19 protein-coding genes are annotated in these 20,725 nt (G+C 69.3%); 11 read left to right on the top strand and 8 right to left on the bottom strand.

The window, feature by feature from the left end:
- Positions 1–97 precede the first annotated feature (97 nt).
- Complete coding sequence (gene groL, locus Q9R39_RS05575) at positions 98–1,714, top strand: chaperonin GroEL (protein ID WP_058250696.1); 1,617 nt, start codon at positions 98–100, stop codon at positions 1,712–1,714.
- Between the two features lie 99 nt (positions 1,715–1,813).
- Here groL and Q9R39_RS05570 read toward each other — a convergent pair whose 3' ends face one another.
- A complete protein-coding gene (locus Q9R39_RS05570; RefSeq protein WP_010841865.1) occupies positions 1,814–2,110 on the bottom strand; it encodes a WhiB family transcriptional regulator in 297 nt (98 codons plus the stop codon).
- A 416-nt stretch (positions 2,111–2,526) separates the two neighbouring features.
- Here Q9R39_RS05570 and Q9R39_RS05565 point away from each other — a divergent pair, with 416 nt between their 5' ends.
- The 3 genes from Q9R39_RS05565 (at position 2,527) to Q9R39_RS05555 (ending at position 5,306) form a co-directional block, all read left to right on the top strand.
- On the top strand, positions 2,527–3,486 hold the full coding sequence (locus Q9R39_RS05565) for a hypothetical protein (RefSeq protein ID WP_058250695.1): 960 nt from the start codon (positions 2,527–2,529) through the stop codon (positions 3,484–3,486).
- Between the two features lie 175 nt (positions 3,487–3,661).
- Complete coding sequence (locus Q9R39_RS05560) at positions 3,662–4,249, top strand: sigma-70 family RNA polymerase sigma factor (RefSeq protein ID WP_010841867.1); 588 nt, start codon at positions 3,662–3,664, stop codon at positions 4,247–4,249.
- Positions 4,233–5,306 (top strand): anti-sigma-D factor RsdA, encoded by a 1,074-nt coding sequence (locus Q9R39_RS05555; protein ID WP_058250694.1) that lies wholly within the window; start codon positions 4,233–4,235, stop codon positions 5,304–5,306. The genes Q9R39_RS05560 and Q9R39_RS05555 overlap by 17 nt, the downstream gene beginning before the upstream one ends.
- A gap of 136 nt (positions 5,307–5,442) precedes the next feature.
- Here Q9R39_RS05555 and Q9R39_RS05550 read toward each other — a convergent pair whose 3' ends face one another.
- On the bottom strand, positions 5,443–5,832 hold the full coding sequence (locus Q9R39_RS05550) for a DUF5319 domain-containing protein (RefSeq protein ID WP_058250883.1): 390 nt from the start codon (positions 5,830–5,832) through the stop codon (positions 5,443–5,445).
- 146 nt (positions 5,833–5,978) lie between these two features.
- Here Q9R39_RS05550 and guaB point away from each other — a divergent pair, with 146 nt between their 5' ends.
- The 4 genes from guaB (at position 5,979) to Q9R39_RS05530 (ending at position 11,780) form a co-directional block, all read left to right on the top strand.
- Positions 5,979–7,490: an IMP dehydrogenase gene (gene guaB / locus Q9R39_RS05545; protein WP_058250693.1), complete on the top strand. Its 1,512-nt coding sequence runs from the start codon at positions 5,979–5,981 to the stop codon at positions 7,488–7,490.
- An 87-nt stretch (positions 7,491–7,577) separates the two neighbouring features.
- Entirely contained in the window at positions 7,578–8,735 is a 1,158-nt protein-coding gene (locus tag Q9R39_RS05540) for a GuaB3 family IMP dehydrogenase-related protein (RefSeq protein ID WP_058250882.1), read from the top strand.
- A gap of 226 nt (positions 8,736–8,961) precedes the next feature.
- A complete protein-coding gene (locus Q9R39_RS05535) occupies positions 8,962–10,749 on the top strand; it encodes an FAD-dependent oxidoreductase (protein ID WP_078112082.1) in 1,788 nt (595 codons plus the stop codon).
- Positions 10,750–10,844: 95 nt separating this feature from the next.
- On the top strand, positions 10,845–11,780 hold the full coding sequence (locus Q9R39_RS05530) for an epimerase (RefSeq protein WP_058250691.1): 936 nt from the start codon (positions 10,845–10,847) through the stop codon (positions 11,778–11,780).
- A gap of 9 nt (positions 11,781–11,789) precedes the next feature.
- Here the strand turns inward: Q9R39_RS05530 and Q9R39_RS05525 are convergent, their stop codons facing one another.
- Genes Q9R39_RS05525 through Q9R39_RS05515 form a run of 3 tightly spaced genes read right to left on the bottom strand, consistent with a single transcriptional unit; the run spans position 11,790 to position 13,725 of the window.
- The gene (locus Q9R39_RS05525) at positions 11,790–12,392 is read right to left on the bottom strand and encodes an energy-coupling factor transporter transmembrane protein EcfT (RefSeq protein ID WP_058250690.1); all 603 of its coding nucleotides are present in this window, start codon (positions 12,390–12,392) and stop codon (positions 11,790–11,792) included.
- Positions 12,389–13,063, bottom strand: coding sequence for an energy-coupling factor ABC transporter ATP-binding protein (locus Q9R39_RS05520; RefSeq protein WP_058250689.1), 675 nt, complete (start codon positions 13,061–13,063; stop codon positions 12,389–12,391). Before Q9R39_RS05520 ends, Q9R39_RS05525 begins: the two co-directional genes overlap by 4 nt.
- Before the next feature lie 23 nt (positions 13,064–13,086).
- Positions 13,087–13,725 (bottom strand): biotin transporter BioY, encoded by a 639-nt coding sequence (locus Q9R39_RS05515; RefSeq protein ID WP_058250881.1) that lies wholly within the window; start codon positions 13,723–13,725, stop codon positions 13,087–13,089.
- Between the two features lie 160 nt (positions 13,726–13,885).
- Between Q9R39_RS05515 and guaA the strand changes: the two genes are divergently transcribed.
- On the top strand, positions 13,886–15,433 hold the full coding sequence (guaA, locus tag Q9R39_RS05510; RefSeq protein ID WP_058250688.1) for a glutamine-hydrolyzing GMP synthase: 1,548 nt from the start codon (positions 13,886–13,888) through the stop codon (positions 15,431–15,433).
- Positions 15,434–15,493: 60 nt separating this feature from the next.
- Here guaA and Q9R39_RS05505 read toward each other — a convergent pair whose 3' ends face one another.
- Together Q9R39_RS05505 and Q9R39_RS05500 are read right to left on the bottom strand one after the other, a co-directional pair.
- Complete coding sequence (locus Q9R39_RS05505) at positions 15,494–15,724, bottom strand: hypothetical protein (RefSeq protein WP_211538175.1); 231 nt, start codon at positions 15,722–15,724, stop codon at positions 15,494–15,496.
- On the bottom strand, positions 15,721–17,259 hold the full coding sequence (locus tag Q9R39_RS05500) for a PspC domain-containing protein (protein WP_311277187.1): 1,539 nt from the start codon (positions 17,257–17,259) through the stop codon (positions 15,721–15,723). Before Q9R39_RS05500 ends, Q9R39_RS05505 begins: the two co-directional genes overlap by 4 nt.
- A gap of 171 nt (positions 17,260–17,430) precedes the next feature.
- Between Q9R39_RS05500 and Q9R39_RS05495 the strand changes: the two genes are divergently transcribed.
- Both Q9R39_RS05495 and Q9R39_RS05490 read left to right on the top strand, forming a co-directional pair.
- Positions 17,431–18,699, top strand: coding sequence for an ATP-binding protein (locus Q9R39_RS05495; protein WP_265965339.1), 1,269 nt, complete (start codon positions 17,431–17,433; stop codon positions 18,697–18,699).
- Entirely contained in the window at positions 18,696–19,436 is a 741-nt protein-coding gene (locus Q9R39_RS05490) for a response regulator transcription factor (RefSeq protein WP_265965336.1), read from the top strand. Before Q9R39_RS05495 ends, Q9R39_RS05490 begins: the two co-directional genes overlap by 4 nt.
- A gap of 16 nt (positions 19,437–19,452) precedes the next feature.
- Here Q9R39_RS05490 and Q9R39_RS05485 read toward each other — a convergent pair whose 3' ends face one another.
- On the bottom strand, positions 19,453–20,712 hold the full coding sequence (locus Q9R39_RS05485; protein ID WP_211538172.1) for a serine/threonine-protein kinase: 1,260 nt from the start codon (positions 20,710–20,712) through the stop codon (positions 19,453–19,455).
- Between the last annotated feature and the right edge of the window lie 13 nt (positions 20,713–20,725).

Here is a 20,725-nt window from a genome sequence, read left to right as displayed (position 1 = left end):
GAGCCTTCATCGCGTCTCACATCGCCCCGGCGCCCCGTGCAGGGGTACCGGGGCGATGTGCGTTACGCCGACAGGCTCCCGTTGCAGAAAGTGATTCATGGCCAAGCAGATTGAATTCAACGAAACCGCGCGCCGGGCGCTCGAGCGAGGCATCGACCAGCTCGCCGACACCGTGAAGGTCACCCTCGGCCCGCGCGGACGGCACGTGGTCCTCGCCAAGGCGTTCGGCGGACCGAGTGTCACCAACGACGGCGTCACCATCGCGCGCGACATCGAGCTCGACGATCCGTTCGAGAACCTCGGCGCGCAATTGGTGAAGTCCGTCGCCACCAAGACCAACGACGTGGCGGGCGACGGCACCACCACCGCGACCGTGCTGGCACAGGCGATGGTCAAGGCCGGCCTGCGCAACGTCGCCGCCGGGTCCAACCCGATCGCTCTCGGGCAGGGCATCAGCAAGGCTGCCGATGCGCTGAGCGAGGCCCTGCTCGCCGCTGCGACCCCCGTCGCCGGTGAACAGGCCATCGCCCAGATCGCCACCGTGTCCTCCCGCGACGAGGAGATCGGCGAGATGGTCGGCAAGGCGATGACCGCGGTCGGCGCCGATGGTGTCGTGACCGTCGAGGAGAGCTCGGGGCTGAGCACCGACCTCGAGATCACCGAGGGCGTCCAGTTCGACAAGGGCTTCCTCTCGCCCTACTTCGTCACCGATCTCGACAGCCAGGAAGCGGTTCTCGAGGACGCGCTGGTCCTGCTCTACCGCGACAAGATCAGCTCCCTGCCGGACTTCCTGCCGCTGCTGGAGAAGGTCGTCGAAGCAGGCAAGTCGCTGCTGATCATCGCCGAGGATGTCGAGGGCGAGCCGCTGTCGACCCTCGTCGTGAACTCGATCCGCAAGACGATCCGCGCCGTCGCCGTCAAGGCGCCGTTCTTCGGCGACCGCCGCAAGGCCTTCCTCGAAGACCTCGCGATCGTCACCGGCGGAACCGTCGTCTCCTCCGACATCGGCCTGAGCCTGCCGACGGTCGGTCTCGACGTGCTCGGCTCGGTCCGTCGCGTCGTCGTCACCAAGGACGCCACCACCCTCGTCGAGGGTGCCGGCACCAAGGACGCGATCGCGGACCGTTCGGCGCAGCTGCGACGGGAGATCGAGCAGTCCGACTCCGACTGGGACAAGGAGAAGCTCGCCGAGCGTCTGGCGAAGCTCTCCGGTGGTGTCGCGGTGATCCGCGTGGGTGCGGCCACCGAGACCGCGCTCAAGGAGCGCAAGCACCGCGTCGAGGACGCCGTCGCGGCGGCCAAGGCCGCCGTCGAGGAGGGGATCATCCCCGGTGGTGGCTCGGCCATCGTGCAGGCGTCGAAGAAGCTCGACGCCCTCGCCGAGTCCCTGACCGGTGACGAGGCCCTGGGTGTGCGGGTCGTCCGCGACTCCGCGCGGGCGCCGCTCTACTGGATCGCCGCGAACGCTGGACTCGACGGTGCGGTCGTGGTCGACAAGGTCGCCGGTGGGGCCGAGGGCTCGGGGTTCAACGCCGCGAGCCTGTCCTACGGCGACCTGGTCGCCGAAGGCATCATCGACCCGGTGAAGGTCACCCGGTCGGCGGTCGTCAACGCCGCGTCGGTGGCCCGCATGGTGCTGACGACCGAGACGGCGATCACCGATCAGCCGGCCGACGAACCGGCCGGTCACGCGGGACACGGGCACGCGCACTGACGTAACTCCGCGCAGTTCGACGAACACGAGAGCCGGGCATCCTCGCAGGGATGCCCGGCTCTCGCGGTCGTGGTCTGGTCGGGTTCGACGCCCCTGGCCTCAGCTGGCCATCCGGCGGCCGACGCCCCGCTTCATCAAGATGCTGCGCTCGGATTCGGACAGTCCGCCCCAGATGCCGTACGGCTCCGCCACCGCGAGTGCGTGCTCCCGGCATTGCGCGATGACCGGGCACTGGTGGCACATCTCTTTGGCGCGTCGCTCACGCTGCGCTCGGGCGCGGCCGCGTTCGCCGTCCGGATGGAAGAACATCGACGAGTCGACGCCGCGGCAGAGTCCTGACATCTGCCAGTCCCAGATGTCAGCGTTGGGGCCGGGGAGATGATTGGGCTGAGGCATGACAGCTACTCCTTGTCGTGGGCCGCACCGGGGTGCTTCGGTGGGAAACGTCGATTTCCTGCAACGCTGAACTCACATTAAGCGGGCCTGAGAAATTGCGTCAATAGCCCTGAAATGGGACCGGATTGCTGCGAAAGTCTCAGAAATGTTAACGGCGGGTTAGGTGATCGCGGTTGGATAGCACAGCGCGGATGCGTCGTTGCGGTGCCCCCTGATCCGGGGTGACCGACCCGGTGTGACCTGCAATGATGACTGCCGGGTCCAGGTGTCTGTCCAGTGCGTCGGACGTAGGGGTGTGGTGACGTCGATCGAACCGATTTACACGGCGGAAATCTTCCGATGATGCACCCGTGATCTGTCCAGAGAATTAACGTTGGGAATCGTTCGTTAAATTCATGCAAACCGAAAAAGATCGAGTGACCAAGAACACCTCCTCGACGCTCGACAAAGCCGTTGAGCTGCGTCGACACCCCTCGATGCGACCTTCGGTGGTCCCGCTGCTGCATGCGTGGGCCGCGGCGGTCTCCGCCGGCGGGGACGGGAACTACGCCCGCGCGCTCACCGAGCTCGCGTCCCTCGAACGGGTCGCCGGTGTGCGAGCGCGGGGATTCGCGCCCACCGACCCCCACCTCGCCGTGCTGTCTCTGTGTCAGAGCACGCGGGCCTCGCTGATCCGCCAGGCCGGGCGACACCACATCTCGCATGGGGTCGACGGTCGAGCCCTCCTCACCGTCGGAATCTCCGGCGCCCGGGCCGAGCCGGGTGCACCGGGCCCCGGGCCACGCGAGGTCTCGCTCATCCGAGCGGCGGTCGCGGACGGACTCGTCGGGCTCGCGGCCGACAATCTGGGTCTGCTGCGGTTCGATGCGTCCCGTCGGCTGCTCGACCGGGCGCGAACGGTCCTCGATCCCACGGACGAGCGGCCGGTCGGGGCGAACCCCGAACAGTGGTCCTGGCGGCCGGCGGACGCGGACTGGATGACGGCCACGCGCTGCCGCCTGCGCTGGGAATGGGTGAGCGCCGAACTCGGTCTGTACCGCGGTGACGTGGCGTCCGGGCTCGAACACGCCCGAGCGGGGGCACTGCTGGTGCGGGAGATGCACGACGCGGCGACTCCGGTCCCGGCCCGCCATCGAGTGAAGACCGCGTTGATCGCCGCGGCTGCCGCCGCGGGCGCGGGGGATCGGGGTGGCACCGCGAACGCGGCGCGGGACGTCGTCGCCGACGCTCGCGACGAGGCCCTCCTGCCCCTGGAGTGGGCGGCGATGAGCCTGCTGCTGGGCACCGGAGCCGCGTCCGGCGACGAGGCCGTTCACCACCGCCGGCTCCGCGCCACGCTGATCGGCAAGGGCATGGCGCTGATGCCGGACGGTTGATCGCTAAGGTGTGTTGGGGTCTGCCACGTCGTCGCCGCCGGAGACGTCGCCGGAACGCGCTCTCCAGCCGCGTGCCACGACGATCGCCACCGGCGGCGTCACCGTGCCGGGGCCCGGACCAGGACCGGCAATTAGACCGGTTGGCCGACTTGTAACACGGGGATTCCTACGCGCGATGAAGTTGACAGGTGGTGAGTTGAACGACGCCGTTCGGGCCGCGGGCCAAGGCGATCGGGCAGCTCTCACGTCAGTTCTCGAAAGCGTGCAGGAACCGATCCTGCGCTACTGCCGAGGACGCATCGGGGTAGGGGAACGGCATCTGTTCTCCGCCGACGACATCGCGCAGGAGGCATTGATGGCGGTGATGACCGCGTTGCCACGGTACCGTGACCAGGGCAAACCGTTCATGGCCTTCGTCTACGGCATCGCCTCGCACAAGGTCGCCGACGCCATGCGGGTGGCGGCACGGGTGAAGTCGGACCCGGTCGAGGAGATCCCCGAGGTCTCACACGTCACCGGTGGCCCCGAGCAGTTCGCGATCGATGCCGACGGCAGCAGGCGGATGAGAGCCCTGCTGGGCATCCTCCCCGAGAAACAACGCGAGGTACTGGTCCTGCGGTTGATCGTCGGGATGTCGGCGGAGGAGACCGCGCAGGCGATCGGCAGCACCGCGGGAGCAGTACGAGTCGCCCAGCATCGAGCGCTGGCGAAATTGAAAGACGAGTTGAGACGGACAGGAGGTCACGATGAGCGGACAGTCTGATTGGCGTAGACGCCGTGTCGCCGGTGGTGACCAGCCGAATCGACCCGGTCAGCCGCCGGCGCACCGTCGCGCGCCCGGTTCGAGCGGCCCGGCGCCCGCCGGGCCCGGACCCCGCCCGGTTGACCCGTTCTCCTCGGACGCGGAGTCCGGACTCGACGCGTTCGATCTCTCCGCTTCCGATGACGCGCTCGATCTCTCCGAACTGAACTTCGACGAGAACTTCCTCGACGCGCTGACCCGCGATGTGCCGGTGCCGACCCGCGACGCGGCCGAGTATCAGCTGGCCGAGATGCTGTCGGGCTGGCGGTCGGAGATCGTGTCCACCCCCGAGCCCGAGCTGCTGTCCGTCGACGACGTCGAGCGGGCAATCGGGACCAGCGAGCGCGCGAGTCGCGGCCGCCGCATGGTCCGTCACCTGCGCGTCGTGTCGGGTGCCGCCGCGATCGTCATCGTTGCGGCTGCCGGCCTGACCGTGCTCTCCGAGGGCTCGCAACCCGGCGACCCGCTGTGGGGCATCAAACAGGTCGTGTTCGCCGAGGCCGCGTCGCAGACGCAGGCGGCCCACGACGTCCGGAACAACCTCGAGCGTGCCGAGGCCGCGATCGCCGCCGGTGATCCGGGTGCGGCGGCCAGCCTGCTGGCCGAGGCGCAGGAGCGCATGGGTCCGATGGACAACGAGATGCGTGACGAGATGACGGACTGGATGAACCGCATCCGCGCGGGTGCGGGTCTGCCGACCGAGACCACCGATCCCGCACCGTCGACCGGTGCGGAACAGCCCGGGACGATCGACCCGACCCGGCCCGATCTCCGGAACTCCGAGGACCAGCCCTCACCCGACGCGTCGACGCCTCCGGGCGGCGGGACGGATGAACCGACCACGCCGTCCGAGCAGACGAGCGAACCGCAGGAGCCGTCGTCGGTCCCGCCCTCGAGCGAGCCGGCAGAACCGTCGACGCCGTCGTCGAGCACGAAGGTCACCCGTTTCCCGGCCGAGTTCCCCGAGATCCCGTGGACGCCGCCGCCCGGCGTGGACGCCGGTCGGCCGATCGGCTGACGCGACCGCACCATCGCCGGCCCCAACGGTCGTTGGAGATCATGAGCGAGGCCCCGCACCGGATCGATCGGTGCGGGGCCTCGCTCATTGGTGGTGCCGGAGAGTCGGCGACAGTTACCGCCGCGTCCGTGGAGGATCAGCGCTCGTCGTCGAGATGACTACGGGCGTCGGCGTAACCGCGGCAGTAATCCCACGTGACGTAGGCGTCCGGACGGGGATCCACCGCGGGCTCGTGCGGCCGGACGGTGCCGTCGATGAGAAGCTGGATCAGGTTGGCGCGCAACATGTCCCAGTCGTGGTAGTGGTCCTCGCGGCAGTCCTCACACACGACGACCAGGCCGCGTACACCGCGATTGGCCAGTAGGGCCTCGTAGAGTGCGAGATCGGCGAGGTCTTCTTCGACCGCGAGCCGCTCGTTCTCGTCCAACGGGATACCCGGCTCCACGCTGTCCAATGCGGATGCGGGATCGCTGGGATCGTCGGCGAACGGATCCGGCGGGAGGCCGGGTGGCAGGTGGTCACGCACCACACCACCGTAGCCGATCCGCGGGTGCGCGCGCCGCAGGCGTTCACCGGTCGAGCGCACCTGTTGAGAGTGGGTCGGGCGACCTCATCGGCGCGAAGACTCCTGTGTGACGATCGCCGCAACAAGGGACTCGATACCATGGTCCGATGACTGCTGTTCGTACCGGTGGAGACGATCCCGGCAAGGTCGCGATGCTCGGCCTGACCTTCGACGACGTCCTGTTGCTGCCCTCGGCGTCGGACGTGATACCCAGCGAGGTCGACACCTCGTCGCGGGTGACCAAGAACGTGACGCTGCGTGTCCCGCTGGTGAGTTCGGCGATGGACACCGTGACCGAGTCCCGGATGGCGATCGCGATGGCGCGCGCCGGGGGTATGGGTGTCCTCCACCGCAATCTGTCGATCGAGGAGCAGGCCGGCCAGGTCGAGACCGTCAAGCGGTCCGAGGCGGGCATGGTCACCGATCCGGTGACGTGCACCCCCACGCACACGCTCGCCGAGGTGGACGCCATGTGCGCGCGCTACCGCATCTCCGGTCTGCCCGTTGTCGACGACAAGGGTGAGCTCGTCGGCATCATCACCAACCGCGACATGCGGTTCGAGGTCGACCAGAGCCGTCCGGTCGCCGAGGTGATGACCAAGGCCCCGCTCATCACCGCCCAGGAGGGCGTCTCCGCAGAGGCCGCACTGGGACTGCTCCGCCGGCACAAGATCGAGAAGCTGCCGATCGTCGACGGCAACGGTCGCCTGACCGGACTCATCACCGTCAAGGACTTCGTCAAGACCGAACAGCATCCGCTGGCGACCAAGGACTCCGACGGACGGTTGCTCGTCGGGGCGGCCGTCGGCACCGGTGACCCGCAGTGGGACCGGGCGATGGCGTTGGCCGACGCCGGGGCCGACGTGATCATCGTCGACACCGCCCACGCGCACAACCGGCTCGTGCTCGACATGGTGGCCAAGTTGAAGGCCGAGGTCGGCGATCGGGTGGACGTGGTCGGCGGCAACGTCGCGACCCGCGAGGCCGCGCAGGCCCTCGTCGACGCCGGCGCCGATGCGGTGAAGGTCGGCGTCGGACCGGGCTCGATCTGCACCACCCGCGTCGTGGCGGGTGTCGGTGCCCCGCAGATCACCGCCATCCTCGAAGCCGTGGCGGTCTGTCAGAAGGCGGGAGTGCCCGTGATCGCCGACGGTGGTCTGCAGTACTCCGGCGACATCGCCAAGGCCCTCGCGGCGGGGGCGTCGACCGCGATGCTCGGTTCGCTCCTCGCCGGCACCGCCGAGGCCCCCGGCGAGCTGGTCCTGGTCAACGGCAAGCAGTTCAAGAGCTACCGCGGCATGGGTTCGCTGGGTGCGATGCAGGGTCGCGGACAGGCGAAGTCGTACTCCAAGGACCGCTACTTCCAGGACGACGTCCTCAAAGAGGAGAAGCTGGTTCCCGAGGGCATCGAGGGACGGGTGCCGTTCCGCGGTCCGCTGTCGCAGGTGATACATCAGCTCGTCGGCGGCCTTCGTGCCGCGATGGGCTACACCGGCGCGTCGACGATCCCGGATCTGCAGACCGCGCGGTTCGTCCAGATCACCGCGGCCGGCCTGAAGGAATCCCACCCGCACGACATCACGCTGACCGCAGAGGCACCCAACTACTATTCCCGCTGAACTCCCCGAGGTCGTTCCCGCCGGACTCGTCCGGGGGGCCAGGCCGTAGGGTCGTTGTGCAGCTGAACTCCGCAGAAAGGCGCAGTGGTGCGTGACCTCGTCGAAATCGGCATGGGCCGGACAGCCCGACGGACCTACGAGCTGGGGGACATCAGCATCGTCCCGTCCCGTCGGACCCGTTCGTCCAAGGACGTCTCCACCGCATGGCAGATCGATGCCTACCGGTTCTCCTCGCCGATCCTGAGCCACCCGACGGATGCCCTGGTGTCGCCGTCGGTCGCGATCGAACTGGGCAAGCTCGGCGCGCTCGGCGTCCTGAACGGTGAGGGGCTGTGGGCCCGTCACCGCGACGTCGAGGCGAAGATCGCCGAACTCGTCGCCATCGCGGCGGAGGACCCGGATCCCTATGCGGCGGTTCGACACCTGCAGCAACTCCACTCGGCCCCGCTCGACAGCGGGTTGCTCGGCGAGGCCGTGGCCCAGGTCCGCGACGCGGGGGTCACCACGGCCGTCCGCGTCAGCCCGCAGCACGCACCCGAGCTGACCCCGGCGCTGCTGGCCGCCGGGGTGGAGATCCTGGTGGTGCACGGCACGATCATCTCGGCGGAGCACGTGGCGCAGGTCGATGCCGACGGCACGCAGCGGGAACCGCTGAACCTGAAGACCTTCATCGCCGATCTCGACGTACCGGTCATCGCGGGCGGCGTGCACGACCACCGCACCGCGCTGCACCTGATGCGGACGGGTGCCGCGGGCGTGATCGTCGGCTACGGTTCCGCCGCGGGAGCCACCACGACGGGCGAGGTGCTCGGCATCGGTGTGCCGATGGCCACCGCCATCGCCGACGCCGCCGCCGCGCGTCGCGACTACCTGGACGAGACCGGCGGCCGCTATGTCCACGTCATCGCCGACGGCGACATCCACAGCTCGGGCGACATCGTCAAGGCGATCGCCTGTGGAGCCGACGCCGCGGTCCTCGGGACCTCGCTCGCCGCAACGAGTTCCGCGCCCGGCAACGGGTGGTACTGGCCGTCGGCCGCTGCTCACCCCGACACCCCGCGCGGCGCCCTCCTGCAGGTCGCCGCGGGCGAGGACCGACCGAGTCTCGAGCGGGTCCTCTACGGCCCCTCCGACGACCCGTACGGCGAGCTGAACGTCGTCGGCGCACTGCGTCGGGCCATGGCGAAGGCCGGTTACTGCGACCTCAAGGAATTCCAGCGCGTGGGGTTGTCCGTCCGCGGCTGAGCTGAGGAGCGCCCGGAGCTTGCGGAACGGCAGCGGCCCCTCCGCTCCCTGGGGAGCGCTCGGAGCTTGCGGGACGGCAGCGGCCCCTCCGCTCCCTGGGGAGCGCTCGGAGCTTGCGGGACGGCAGCGGCCCCTCCGCTCCCTGAGGAGCGCCCGGAGCTTGCGGAGGGTGCGTCACGAAGGGTTAGGGTGACCTGGGTCTCGTTATGTGACAAGGCGCGTTAGTATGTTCGGCATGGGATTCGACAAGTCGACCGAACGCGCCACCGACTTCGACGTTCTGATCGTCGGCTCCGGGTTCGGCGGCAGCGTGAGTGCGCTGCGGCTCGTGGAGAAGGGGTACCGCGTCGGCGTGGTCGAGGCCGGTCGTCGGTTCGAGGACGAGGACTTCGCCAAGACCAGCTGGCGCCTCAACCGGTGGTTGTGGGCACCGAAGCTGGGCCTGTACGGCATCCAGCGGATCCACGCCCTGAAAGACGTGATGATCCTCGCCGGGGCGGGCGTCGGCGGCGGCTCGCTCAACTACGCCAACACGCTCTACAAGCCCCCGACGCCGTTCTTCACCGATCCCCAGTGGAATCACATCACCGACTGGGAGGACGAGCTCAGCCCGTACTACGACCAGGCCCGGCGGATGCTCGGCGTGGTCACCAACCCGACGGTCACCGCGTCCGACCGCGTGGTCGCCGAAGTCGCCGCCGAGATGGGTGTCGGGGACACGGTGACCCCGACGCCGGTCGGTGTGTTCTTCGGTGCGAAGACGGGTCTGTCCGGGGCGCCCGGCGAGACCGTCGCCGACCCGTACTTCGGCGGTGCGGGTCCGGACCGGACCGCCTGCACCGAGTGCGGCGCGTGCATGACCGGGTGCCGGGTGGGTGCCAAGAACACCCTGCTGAAGAACTATCTCGGCCTCGCGGAACGCCACGGCGCCACCATCATCGACCGGACCACGGTGGACTCGCTCCGGCAGCGCGCCGACGGTGTCTGGGAGGTGGGCACGCATCACTCGTCGTCGTGGGGTCCGCTCGGACGCCGTCGACGCACGATCACGGCGGGTCAGGTCATCCTGGCGGCCGGCACGTTCAACACCCAACGACTGCTGCACCACGCGAAACTCGGTACGCTGCCGCAGATCTCGGACGCGATGGGTCGGCTCACGCGCACCAACTCGGAGTCGATACTGGGTGCGATGGGGTCGCGGATCGATCCGGAGAACGACTACTCGCGCGGCGTCGCGATCACTTCGTCGTTCTATCCCGAGCCGAACACGCACATCGAACCGGTGCGATACGGCAAGGGCTCCAACGCGATCGCGTACCTGCAGACCCTGCTCACCGACGGCGGGTCCCGGCGCAATCGGTTCGGGCAGTTCCTGCGTCAGGTCGCCCGCAACCCGTTCCTGCTGGTGCGGTTGCTCGTGGTGCGACAGTGGAGCGAGCGGACCGTGATCGCCCTGGTCATGCAGAACAACAACAACTCGCTGACCACCTTCGTCCGCAAGCGCGGACCGGTGCGGTACGTCACCAGCAAGCAGGGCCACGGCGAGCCGAACCCGACGTGGATTCCGAAGGGCAACGAGGCAACTCGCCGGATCGCGGCGAAACTCGACGGCGGCGTCGCCGGCGGGACCTGGGGCGACATCGTCAACATGCCGCTGACCGCGCACTATCTCGGCGGCTGCGCGATCTCCGACGACCCGGACAACGGCGTCATCGATCCCTACCAGCGCGTGTGGAACTACCCGACGTTGCACATCGCCGACGGCGCGTCGGTGTCGGCGAACCTCGGCGTCAATCCGTCGCTGACGATCTGCGCGCAGGCGGAACGCGCGGCGGCACTGTGGCCGAACAAGGGCGAACAGGACCGGCGTCCTGCGCAGGGCGACCCGTACCGCCGCATCGAGCCGACGACGCCGGCGTCCCCGGTGGTGCCGGCCGACGCACCCGGCGCCCTGCGGCTGCCGATCACCCCGGTCGTCCCCGCCACTCCACTCACGGCACAACGCATCTCGTAGCGCCGGTGCGCCGTCACGCGCACTGTGACCACGAAATCCCGGTCGGAGGCGTCGGCGGGTAGTGTCGTCGTCCAGTGCCGAACGGGGGGAGACGCATGTCGGGTACAGAGCCGCTGACCGTGGTGTTGGCGGGCGGAAGTGGCTCGCTGGGAACGCATCTGGCGACCGATCTCGCCGAGCGTGGATACCATCCGGTCATCCTGACGCGGCGGGTCGATCCGTCGTCGCCGTTCGAGCAGGTGGTCTGGGACGGCAGGACCCAGGGCGACTGGGTCGAGACGCTGGCCGCAGATCGTCCGACGGCGGTGGTCAACCTCGCGGGCAAACTCGTGGATTGCCGCCCCACGGACGCCAACATCGCCGCACTGCGGAACAGTCGGGTCGACGCGACGCGAGCACTCGTCACCGCATCGCGCGAACGCACGACGCCGATCTCGTACTGGCTGCAGTCCAGCACGACCGCGATCTGGAGCGACGCGGGTGAACTGTGGTGCACCGAATCGACGCCGATCCCGGTGGGCCTCCCGCAGATGACCGGTGTGGCGCAGCCCTGGGAGGAGGCGGTGGACGGCGCGAACACCGACCATCTGACCGTGCTGCGCACCTCGATCGTGCTCGATGCGGATTCGCCGGCCATCCGACGCCTCGTGGGCCTGACCAGGTTCGGACTCGGCGGGCGGGTCGGCGACGGCCGGCAATGGTTCAGCTGGATTCACATCGACGACTGGCTCGCGATCGCCCGCGCGGCGCTGCGGGTCGACGGCGCGGTGTCGCTGCCCGACGGTGTCGTCGTGGCGGCCAGTCCGAATCCGGTGCGCAACTCCGAACTTATGGCGATGCTGCGCGCGGAGATCGGACGGCCGCCCGCGCCGCCGACGCCCGCGTGGTTGCTGAAGCTCGGTGCGGTGGTGCTGCGCACGGACCCGGCCCTCGGACTCACGGGGCGCCGCGCGCGGTCTGATGTACTGGCCGACGCCGGTTTCGAATTCCGCTTCCCACGGCTCGAGGACGCACTCTCCGATCTGCTCTGAGAGGTCGCCTCAGTCCAGTCCGCGCGCGGTGAGGGTGTCGGCGAAACCGTCGGCGGTGCGCAGGGCGGCGAGGACAACCGGCGCGACGAGGATGCGTGGACCGGGCCGGAGCCCGCGAGCCTTGCGTGCCTCGTCGACCTCCCGCACCACCTCGACCATCAGCGGGATCGCCCGAATGGTCAGCGCCAGCGCGAGGGCGATGAGGTCCACGCGCACCCCGAGCCGTCTCAGGGGGCCGAGCGCACGGACGATCGTGTCGAGCATGTCCGTCGTGCGGGTGGTCAGCGAGACGGCCGCGGCGAGTGCGACCGACAGCGCGAGGACGCCGCAGACGATTACCGCCCGCCGCCAGTCGGTGAAGACGACCTGGAACGCGAAGATGAACAGCAGCAACCACATCAGTGGCCGCAGCTGCCGCCACGCCTCGCGCGGCCCGATCCCCGCCAGCGCGTAGACGACCGCGACCCCGGCCGTCGCGATGCCGAGGGCGGTGAGCGACCGGACCGTCAGCGACAGCACCAGGATCACCACGCCCATCGCGACGAACTTGACGCCTGCGGGCAGTCGGTGCAGCAGCGTGTTGCCGGGACGGTAGACGCCGAGGACGTTCACGACATCATCCCGCGGTAGGCGGCCAGCGCAGGCCGAGGTTCGTCGTCGACGACGACCCGCCCCTCGTCGATGACGATGACGCGGTCGAAGTCGGCCAGGATGTCGAGATCGTGGCTGACGACGACGAGTTGCTCGTCGAGGGTCGCGAACACGTCGGTGAGCATGCGGGTGTTGCGCAGGTCGAGCAGGGTGGTGGGTTCGTCGGCGACGATGATCGCGGGGTCGGTCACGAACACCGACGCCAGGGCGAGGAGCTGCTTCTGCCCGCCGGAGAGCCGCTGGGCCGGATGGTCCGCGTGGTCGGCGAGGCCGAATCGGGCGAGCACCTCGCCGGCACGCTCGGCGCGCGCGGACTTGTCGAGATCGGTTCGACGAAGCGACAGTTCGATGTCCTCGCGGACCGTCGGCATGATGATTTGACGGTCGGGGTCGGAGAAGATGAAGCCCACCCGGCGTCGGACCTCACGCTTGTTCTTCGCGACCGATAGCCCGTCGACGATGACGGTCCCGGAGTCGGGCACGACGAGCGCGTTGATCATCCGCGCCAGCGTCGACTTGCCGCTGCCGTTGGCGCCGACGATCCCGATCCGGTTCTCCGACAACGTCAGTGAGACCTCGCGCAGGACGACCCGGTCGCCGTAGGCGTGGGTGACATCGGTGAATTCGATCATCGCCGCTGGGGTGGGGCGGCTTCTCAGCCGGCCACGGTGCCGGATCGGCGCGCGCGCAACGGTTCGATGAGGCCCGGCCGGCCGCGGTGGACCTGGGCCGCGACCAGGGCCGCGATGACGCACTTGGCGATGTCGCCGGGGATGAACGAACCGTTGGTCGCGATGGCCGCCCACAGTGTCAGGTCGGTCCGCACCAGCAGGCCGAGCACCCCGCAGGCGTAGAGGACGACGATGCCGCCGAGCGCGTTGATGCCGATGCCCCACAGCACGCGATATTTCCCGGAGCCCGTCTTCCCGCCGGTCGAGACCATGAGTGCGGTCAGCACCCCGATGACGATGACCGCCGGGAGGAACCCGATGAAGTATCCGGCCGTCGGGGAGGACAGCGCGGTGAGGCCGTTGCGTCCGCCCGAGAGGATCGGGAGTCCGGCGATCGCCAGCACCATGAAGATGACCACGGCCAGCGTGCCCTTCCGCGGGCCGAGGACCGCCCCGGCGAGGATGACCCCGAGCGACTGGAACGTGATCGGCACACCGCTGGTGCCGATGTTGATGGTCCCGGGCAGGCCGAGCGCGGCGATCAGCGCGGCGAACACGGCGGCCTGGGTGAGGTCGCCGATGCTCAGCGACCAGCGGTTGGGGGATTTCGGCGATGCAGTCATGTCGATTCCGGAGTATTTCACGCGGCGGCGGCGCAGCCGCACCCACCGGGCGGGGTGACCAGGTATCGACGCCGGTCCGCCCACTAGACTCGGCCCGGTGACAGACACTTCTTCTGCGAACTCGTCCTCTCCCGAGGATTTCCTCGAGGGCCCGCGGCCGGTGCTCGTCGTCGACTTCGGCGCGCAGTACGCGCAGCTGATCGCGCGTCGGGTGCGGGAAGCGCGGATCTACTCGGAGGTGATCTCGCACGAGGCGCCGATCGCGGAGATCCAGGAGAAGGATCCGGTCGCGATCATCCTGTCGGGCGGACCGTCGTCGGTGTACGCGGAGGACGCGCCGGACCTCGATCCCGCCCTCTTCGACCTCGACGTCCCGGTCTTCGGCATCTGCTACGGCTTCCAGGCGATGGCGGACAAGCTGGGCGGCGAGGTGGCCAACACCGGCGGGCGCGAGTTCGGCCGGACGACGTTCACGACCAACGGCGAAGGCGTTCTCCACCAAGGTCTCTCGGACACCCAGCCGGTCTGGATGAGCCACAACGACGCCGTCCAGTCCCCGCCGGAGGGGTTCACCGTCACCGGGTCGACGCCCGGCGCGCCGGTCGCATCCTTCGAGAACCTGAAGCGCCGGATGGCCGGTGTGCAGTACCACCCCGAGGTGCTGCACACACCGCACGGCCAGCAGATCCTCACCCGTTTCCTGTACGAGATCGCCGGTCTCGAGGCCACCTGGACGGCGGCCAACATCGCCGACGCGCTGATCGACGCGGTCGCCGACCAGATCGGTGACGGGCGGGCCATCTGCGGGCTCTCCGGCGGCGTGGATTCCGCGGTGGCCGCCGCGCTGGTGCAGCGCGCCATCGGCGATCGTCTGACCTGTGTCTTCGTCGACCACGGTCTTCTGCGCGCCGGAGAACGCGAACAGGTACAGCACGATTTCGTCGGGGCGACCGGGGCGAAGCTGGTGACGGTCGACGCCGCCGACACCTTCTTGCGTGAGCTGTCCGGCGTCAGCGACCCCGAGACCAAGCGCAAGATCATCGGCCGCGAGTTCATCCGGTCGTTCGAGGGTGCGGTCAGCGAGGTCCTCGGCGAGGAGGCCGAGGCGGGGGAGAAGGTCGACTTCCTCGTGCAGGGCACGTTGTACCCCGACGTCGTCGAGTCCGGCGGCGGCAGCGGTACCGCGAACATCAAGAGTCATCACAACGTCGGCGGTCTGCCCGACGACCTCGAGTTCAGTCTCGTGGAACCGCTGCGTCTGCTGTTCAAGGACGAGGTGCGTGCGGTCGGCCGCGAACTGGGGCTGCCCGAGGAGATCGTCGCCCGCCAGCCGTTCCCCGGGCCCGGCCTGGCGATCCGCATCGTCGGCGAGGTGACCGGCGACCGACTGGAGACGCTGCGCAAGGCCGACCTGATCGCGCGCGAGGAACTGACCGCCGCCGGCCTCGACTCGCAGATCTGGCAGTGTCCGGTCGTGTTGCTGGCCGACGTGCGCAGCGTGGGCGTGCAGGGAGACGGCCGCACCTACGGCCACCCGATCGTGCTGCGCCCGGTGTCGAGCGAGGACGCGATGACCGCGGACTGGACGCGTGTGCCCTACGAGGTCCTCGAGATCATCTCCACCCGCATCACCAACGAGGTCGCCGAGGTCAACCGGGTGGTGCTCGACGTGACGAGCAAGCCGCCGGGCACCATCGAGTGGGAATGAGCTGACGAGAGCGGCCGGTGGCGTCTGCCACCGGCCGCTCTCGTCTGCGCGTGCCGGGTCTCAGCGCCGGGAACGCGTGCCGGACACGATCAGCACGAGTCCGACCAGCAGCCCGATTCCGACGACGACCCATCCGAGGTCGGCGGCGTCGGGAAGTGCCGGCCCGTCGGCGAGCCCCCACCCGGCGACCGCAAGGGCGGCGATTCCGAGCAGCCCCAGACCGGGAGCGCGATGGGTCGCGCCACAACCTCGGTCGTCATCGGTGCCGGAAGCGTTCATCTCGGTGCTCATCGCAGGACCTCGACCTCTCCCAATCCGGTGCGGGCCTCGATCTGCAGGACCGGGCCATCGGTGCCGTCACGTCCGCCGTCGAGCCCGGTGGGGCAGTTGTAGTCGCCGACACCGGTCTGGCAATCGGCACGCACGTTCATCGTCTCTGGCACGTGCACCGTGATCTTGCCGACCCCGCTCTCGAGTCGTACGGTCCGGTCGGCGGTGAGTTCGACCGCGCGTAGGTCCAAGGCCATCTCGCCGATGCCGAGTGAGTACTCGGCCTGGATGTCGTTCTCGGTCAACGGCTTCCACTCGCGGTCACCGACCCCGCCGGGCGGCAGCGGGCCGGACAGGCCGTTGACCCCGGAGATCACGGTGGTGACGATGACCGCGGCACCGAGAGAGACCGCGATGGGCGCCAGGCCCGTGCTGTGCTCACCGGTGCGGCGCTTGACGACGGCCGCGACGAGGAGTCCGGCTCCGATCACGGCGAGGGAGAGCGACAGGATGTGGGGGACGGTGAACCACTCGACACCCATCTGGTGCAGGCCCGCACCGATCGCACCCACGATGGTCGCCAGACCGACCACGATCAGGGTCAGCGGTGAGCGTCGGTGCCGACGGACGGCCGGTTCGGCCGGGCGGGTCGGCTCGGGCAGATCCCAGGCGAACCGCGCCGCTCCCAACGGATCCCACGCGGGTGGACTCGCCTCGAAGTCGGCATCGAGTTCTCGACTGCTCTGGGTCTGCACGTCGCTCGACCCTCCGCTCCCTGAGGTGTGAGGAGCGTCAGCGCCCCTCTCTCCGCTCCCTGAGGTGTGAGGAGCGTTAGCGACGAGCCTCGAAGGGTCCTCTGACAGTTCGACGCCCGGCGCTGGGGTGGCCGGGTGTTCGGTGGCCGGATCCCCGCCGATCGCGGATGTGTCCGGTGCTTTGGTCATGGATACTCCTGGGGTCTGGGGGCCGTCCGTGGGGGTGACCGCGCCGGGGGCCGGGTGGCTCATCGCGCGCGGCACCCACCGTTCGAACTGCCCGGCCGCCGGTGGCGGGACGACGATGTCGGTGACCGCCGCGGTGTCGATGCTGGTACCGGCCGCTGGAGTCGGGGTCCGCAGGTACAGCAGGTACCAGCCGCCGAGCATCAGGATCGCGCCGACGAGCCCGCCCGAGCCCCAGGTGCGATTGGGGCCGAATGAGGTGACGATGACGATCGCGAGCACCACCAGCAGGATCACCTGCGGATTCCCCAGTCCGTGCATCGAGTTGTTCGACGCGGTGTGACCGGCCAGGGAGGAATCGACACGGAGCGCATCGGCCCGGGCGCGTCCGGCGCCCGGGAACGCGACCCAGGCCGCGAGATAGAGGATGAGTCCGCTGCCGCCGAAGAAGGCGGCCACCACGAACGCGACCTTCACCAGAGTCGGGTCGACGCGATACCGGGCGGCGATGCCGGTGCACACGCCGGCGATCGTCCGATCGTCGGGCCGATACGGACGGGTCGCCCACAGGCCCTGGATCTGCTGCTGGAACTCCTTGGTGTCCATGACGATCATCGTGCCGCCCGTCCGGCCCCGGACACATCGGGTGATCCCCTGAATTGTCCCCCGGAGAATCCCGAGGCCCGGGGCGGCGGAGCGGACACACCCTGAGATCGCGGCGCATGAACCGGGGTTGACCCCGATGTCGCGAAGCCGATCGCATGGGACGATCGAGGAGTGAGTCGAATGGAGGTCGAGCCGGTCCCGAAACTGGTGCGCCGCGACGGCGGCCGCGTCGTCGCCGGTGTCGCCGGCGGATTGGCCGATCATCTCGGGGTCGAGGTCTTCCGCGTGCGGATCGTCTTCGTGGTCCTGGCCGCGCTGGCCGGCGCCGGGGTCGCCGCCTACGGGCTGCTGTGGTTCTTCTGCCCGCAGGGCGACGACACCGCGTCACCGGCACCGGGAGAGCGTCGTCAATCCCTCGGTCTGGCGATGGTCGGGCTGGTGGCCATGGCCGTGGTGGGATTCGCGGCGTCGGGGACCCCGGCGGAATATCTCATCCCGTTCGTCTTCATCGCGTTGGGCGCCGCCCTCGTGTGGCGCGAGTTCGACACATCCCCCCGGGCACCCCGCACCCCACTGCGCACCTGGACGCGGTTGATCGGCGGGGTCGCCCTCGTCGTCGGTGGCCTCGTGGTCGTGGTGGTGGCCGGGGATCGCAGCTTCGGCGGTCTCAATTCCACGATCCTCGCGGTCGGGGCGACCCTGATCGGCGTCGTCCTGTTGACCGTGCCCCTGTGGATGCGGATGCTGCGCACCATCAACGAGGAGCGCTCGGCCCGGATTCGCAACGCCGAGCGCGAGGAGATCGCCTCGCATCTGCACGACTCGGTCCTGCAGACCCTGGCCCTGATCCAGAAGAAGGCGGGCCGCCCCGAAGAGGTGGCACGCCTGGCCCGGAGTCAGGAACGCGAGCTGCGGGCCTGGCTGTTCGGCGACCCGGCCACCGAACGCGGCTCGCTCGCGGCCGCACTCCGGAGTATCGGCGCCGAGGTCGAGGACGCCTACGGTATCGAGGTGGAGATCATCACCGTCGGCGATCTGCGTCCGGACAACACCCGGGACGCCAAACGCTGGTCGGCTCTCGTCGGGGCCACCCGCGAGGCGCTGGTCAACGCCGCCAAGCACTCCGGTGAACGCACGGTGGACGTGTACGGCGAGATCACCGACGACGAGGTCGAGGTGTATGTCCGTGACCGGGGAATCGGTTTCGACCCCGACGCCGTCGACGACGACCGCCAAGGCATCTCCCGGTCGATCCGCGCACGTGTGGAGAGGATGGGCGGCCGCGTGCGGATCACATCGACCCCCGGGCGCGGGACGAACGTGGGTCTGATGATGCCGCGTGGTGACGGGGGATCGGGATCGATCGACGAGAGAGCGGACGACACCCGACGCTCTGCCGAGGTGACCGTCGACGCGGTCGCCCCGACCGACAACAGGAAGGCACGATGACGCCGAGTTCCCCGAGTTCCGACCCGACCGGCCCCGGTCCGGTGACCGTCTATCTCGTCGACGACCATGCGGTCTTCCGCTCCGGGGTCCGTGCCGAATTGGCCGACGAACCGGGCCTACGCGTCGTCGGCGAGGCGGGCACCGTACCCGAGGCGATCGACGGGGTCGTCGCGGCGGCTCCCGATGTGGTCCTGCTCGACGTGCACATGCCGGCCGGCGGCGGGGTGGCGGTCCTGCGCGGAGTGCTCGATCGACTCGGATCGAACGGAACGGGTTCGAATGCAACCGGTTCGAATGCCACGGGTTCGACACCGCCGGTCTTCCTGGCCCTGAGTGTGTCGGACGCGGCCGAGGATGTCATCGCGACCATCCGGGCCGGTGCCCGCGGTTACGTGACCAAGACGATCGCGGGCCCGGAACTCGCCGACGCGGTCCGCCGGGTCGCCGACGGCGACGCGGTGTTCAGCCCACGTCTCGCGGGTTTCGTCCTCGACTCGTTCACCGGGAAGTCCGCGGCACCCGAACCGCCGCTCGACCCCGAACTCGACTCGCTGACCAGGCGCGAACTGGAGGTGTTGCGCCTGCTGGCGCGCGGGTACACCTATCGGGAGATCGCCGAGGAGCTGTTCATCTCGATCAAGACGGTCGAGACACATGCGTCGAACGTTTTGCGGAAGACCCAGCAGTCCAACCGCAATGCCCTCACCCGATGGGCGGCCACCCGTCACATCGGCTGACCGCAGCGGCGCCGGCTCAGCGCAACAGCGCGATCGCGAGTACGACGACGACCGCGAGCACGGCGAAGAACACGAAGATCGACACCGCCAGTGCCGTGCTCGACGTGCCCGGCGCCGGCGGACCGGGGTTCGGTTGCCGGGATCCGGATGAGTACTGCTGGGAGGCAGGCGGTCTCGGCGTCGACGAATGTGGTTGCGGCGTCGACATCAGGGTCGGGGACATGCCGCGACGTGTGTCCGGAAGGTCGCGGGAGCCGCGATCGGCGGACATCGTCGGGGCGTATGGGGGCAGGGTGGCACCGGCCGGACGATGCGAACCGGTCGTCGACGACCGGCCGCCGCGCTGTGACCAGGTCGGCGTGCCCGCTCCGGGCCGGGTGATGAGGCCGGTCAGGACCGCCTCGCGGGTGCCTCGGGAACCGGCCGCGAACGAGGTGAGCATGTCTCGTGCCTGACTCATCGTCGGGCGTTTGGTCGGGCTCGGTTCCAGGAGGCGCAGCAGGATCGGCTCGAGCTCGGCGGCATTCTGCATGGGATTGATGCGTGCGCGTGCGACCTTGTGCAGCAGCGCGATCGAGTTGTCGTCGACACCGAAGGGCGGCTGACCCTCCACCATCGTGTAGACGGTCGCGCCCAGCGAGTAGACGTCCGAGGCCTCCTGCGGATCGGCGCCGCGCGCGACCTCGGGTGCGAAATACGCAGGCGTTCCGGTGATCACGCCGGTCTGGGTGAGAGTGACATCGTCCTTCGCCCGCGAGATCCCGAAGTCGGTGATCTTGACCAGGCCGGTCTGCCGTCCGCCCTCGGCGATGAGGATGTTGCCGGGCTTGATGTCGCGGTGCACGATCCCCGCGGCGTGGGCCTCGACCATCGCATCGGCCACCTGGGCGCCGATCTGGGCGGCCTCGGCGGGCGCGAGAGTCTTTGTGGCGTGCAAGATCTGGGCCACACTGCGGGAGGGTAGGTATTCCATGACCAGCCAGGGCTCGCCCCGGTCGAGGGCGACATCGTGCATGGCGATCGCATTGCGGTGGGAGAGCTTTGCGGCGATCCGCCCCTCCCGCATGGCCCGCTTGCGCACGTTGTCGGCGGAGTCCTCGGTGAGGCCCTCGGTGGAGACGACCTGCTTGACGGCGACGTCACGGTCGAGGAGTTGGTCGCGGGCGAGCCACACGGTTCCCATGCCGCCGCCGCCGATGCGCGACTTCAGACGGTACCGGCCGGCCACCAGGTACTGGGGACCCGGCGCATGGTGGGTTCCGGCGGTCGTCGACATACGGAGATGATAG

It is taken from the genome of Gordonia sp. AC31 (assembly GCF_031844505.1).
Taxonomy (GTDB): domain Bacteria; phylum Actinomycetota; class Actinomycetes; order Mycobacteriales; family Mycobacteriaceae; genus Gordonia; species Gordonia hongkongensis.
The sequence above is the reverse complement of the archived record's forward strand: the minus strand, read 5'-3'. Positions and strand labels throughout refer to the sequence as shown.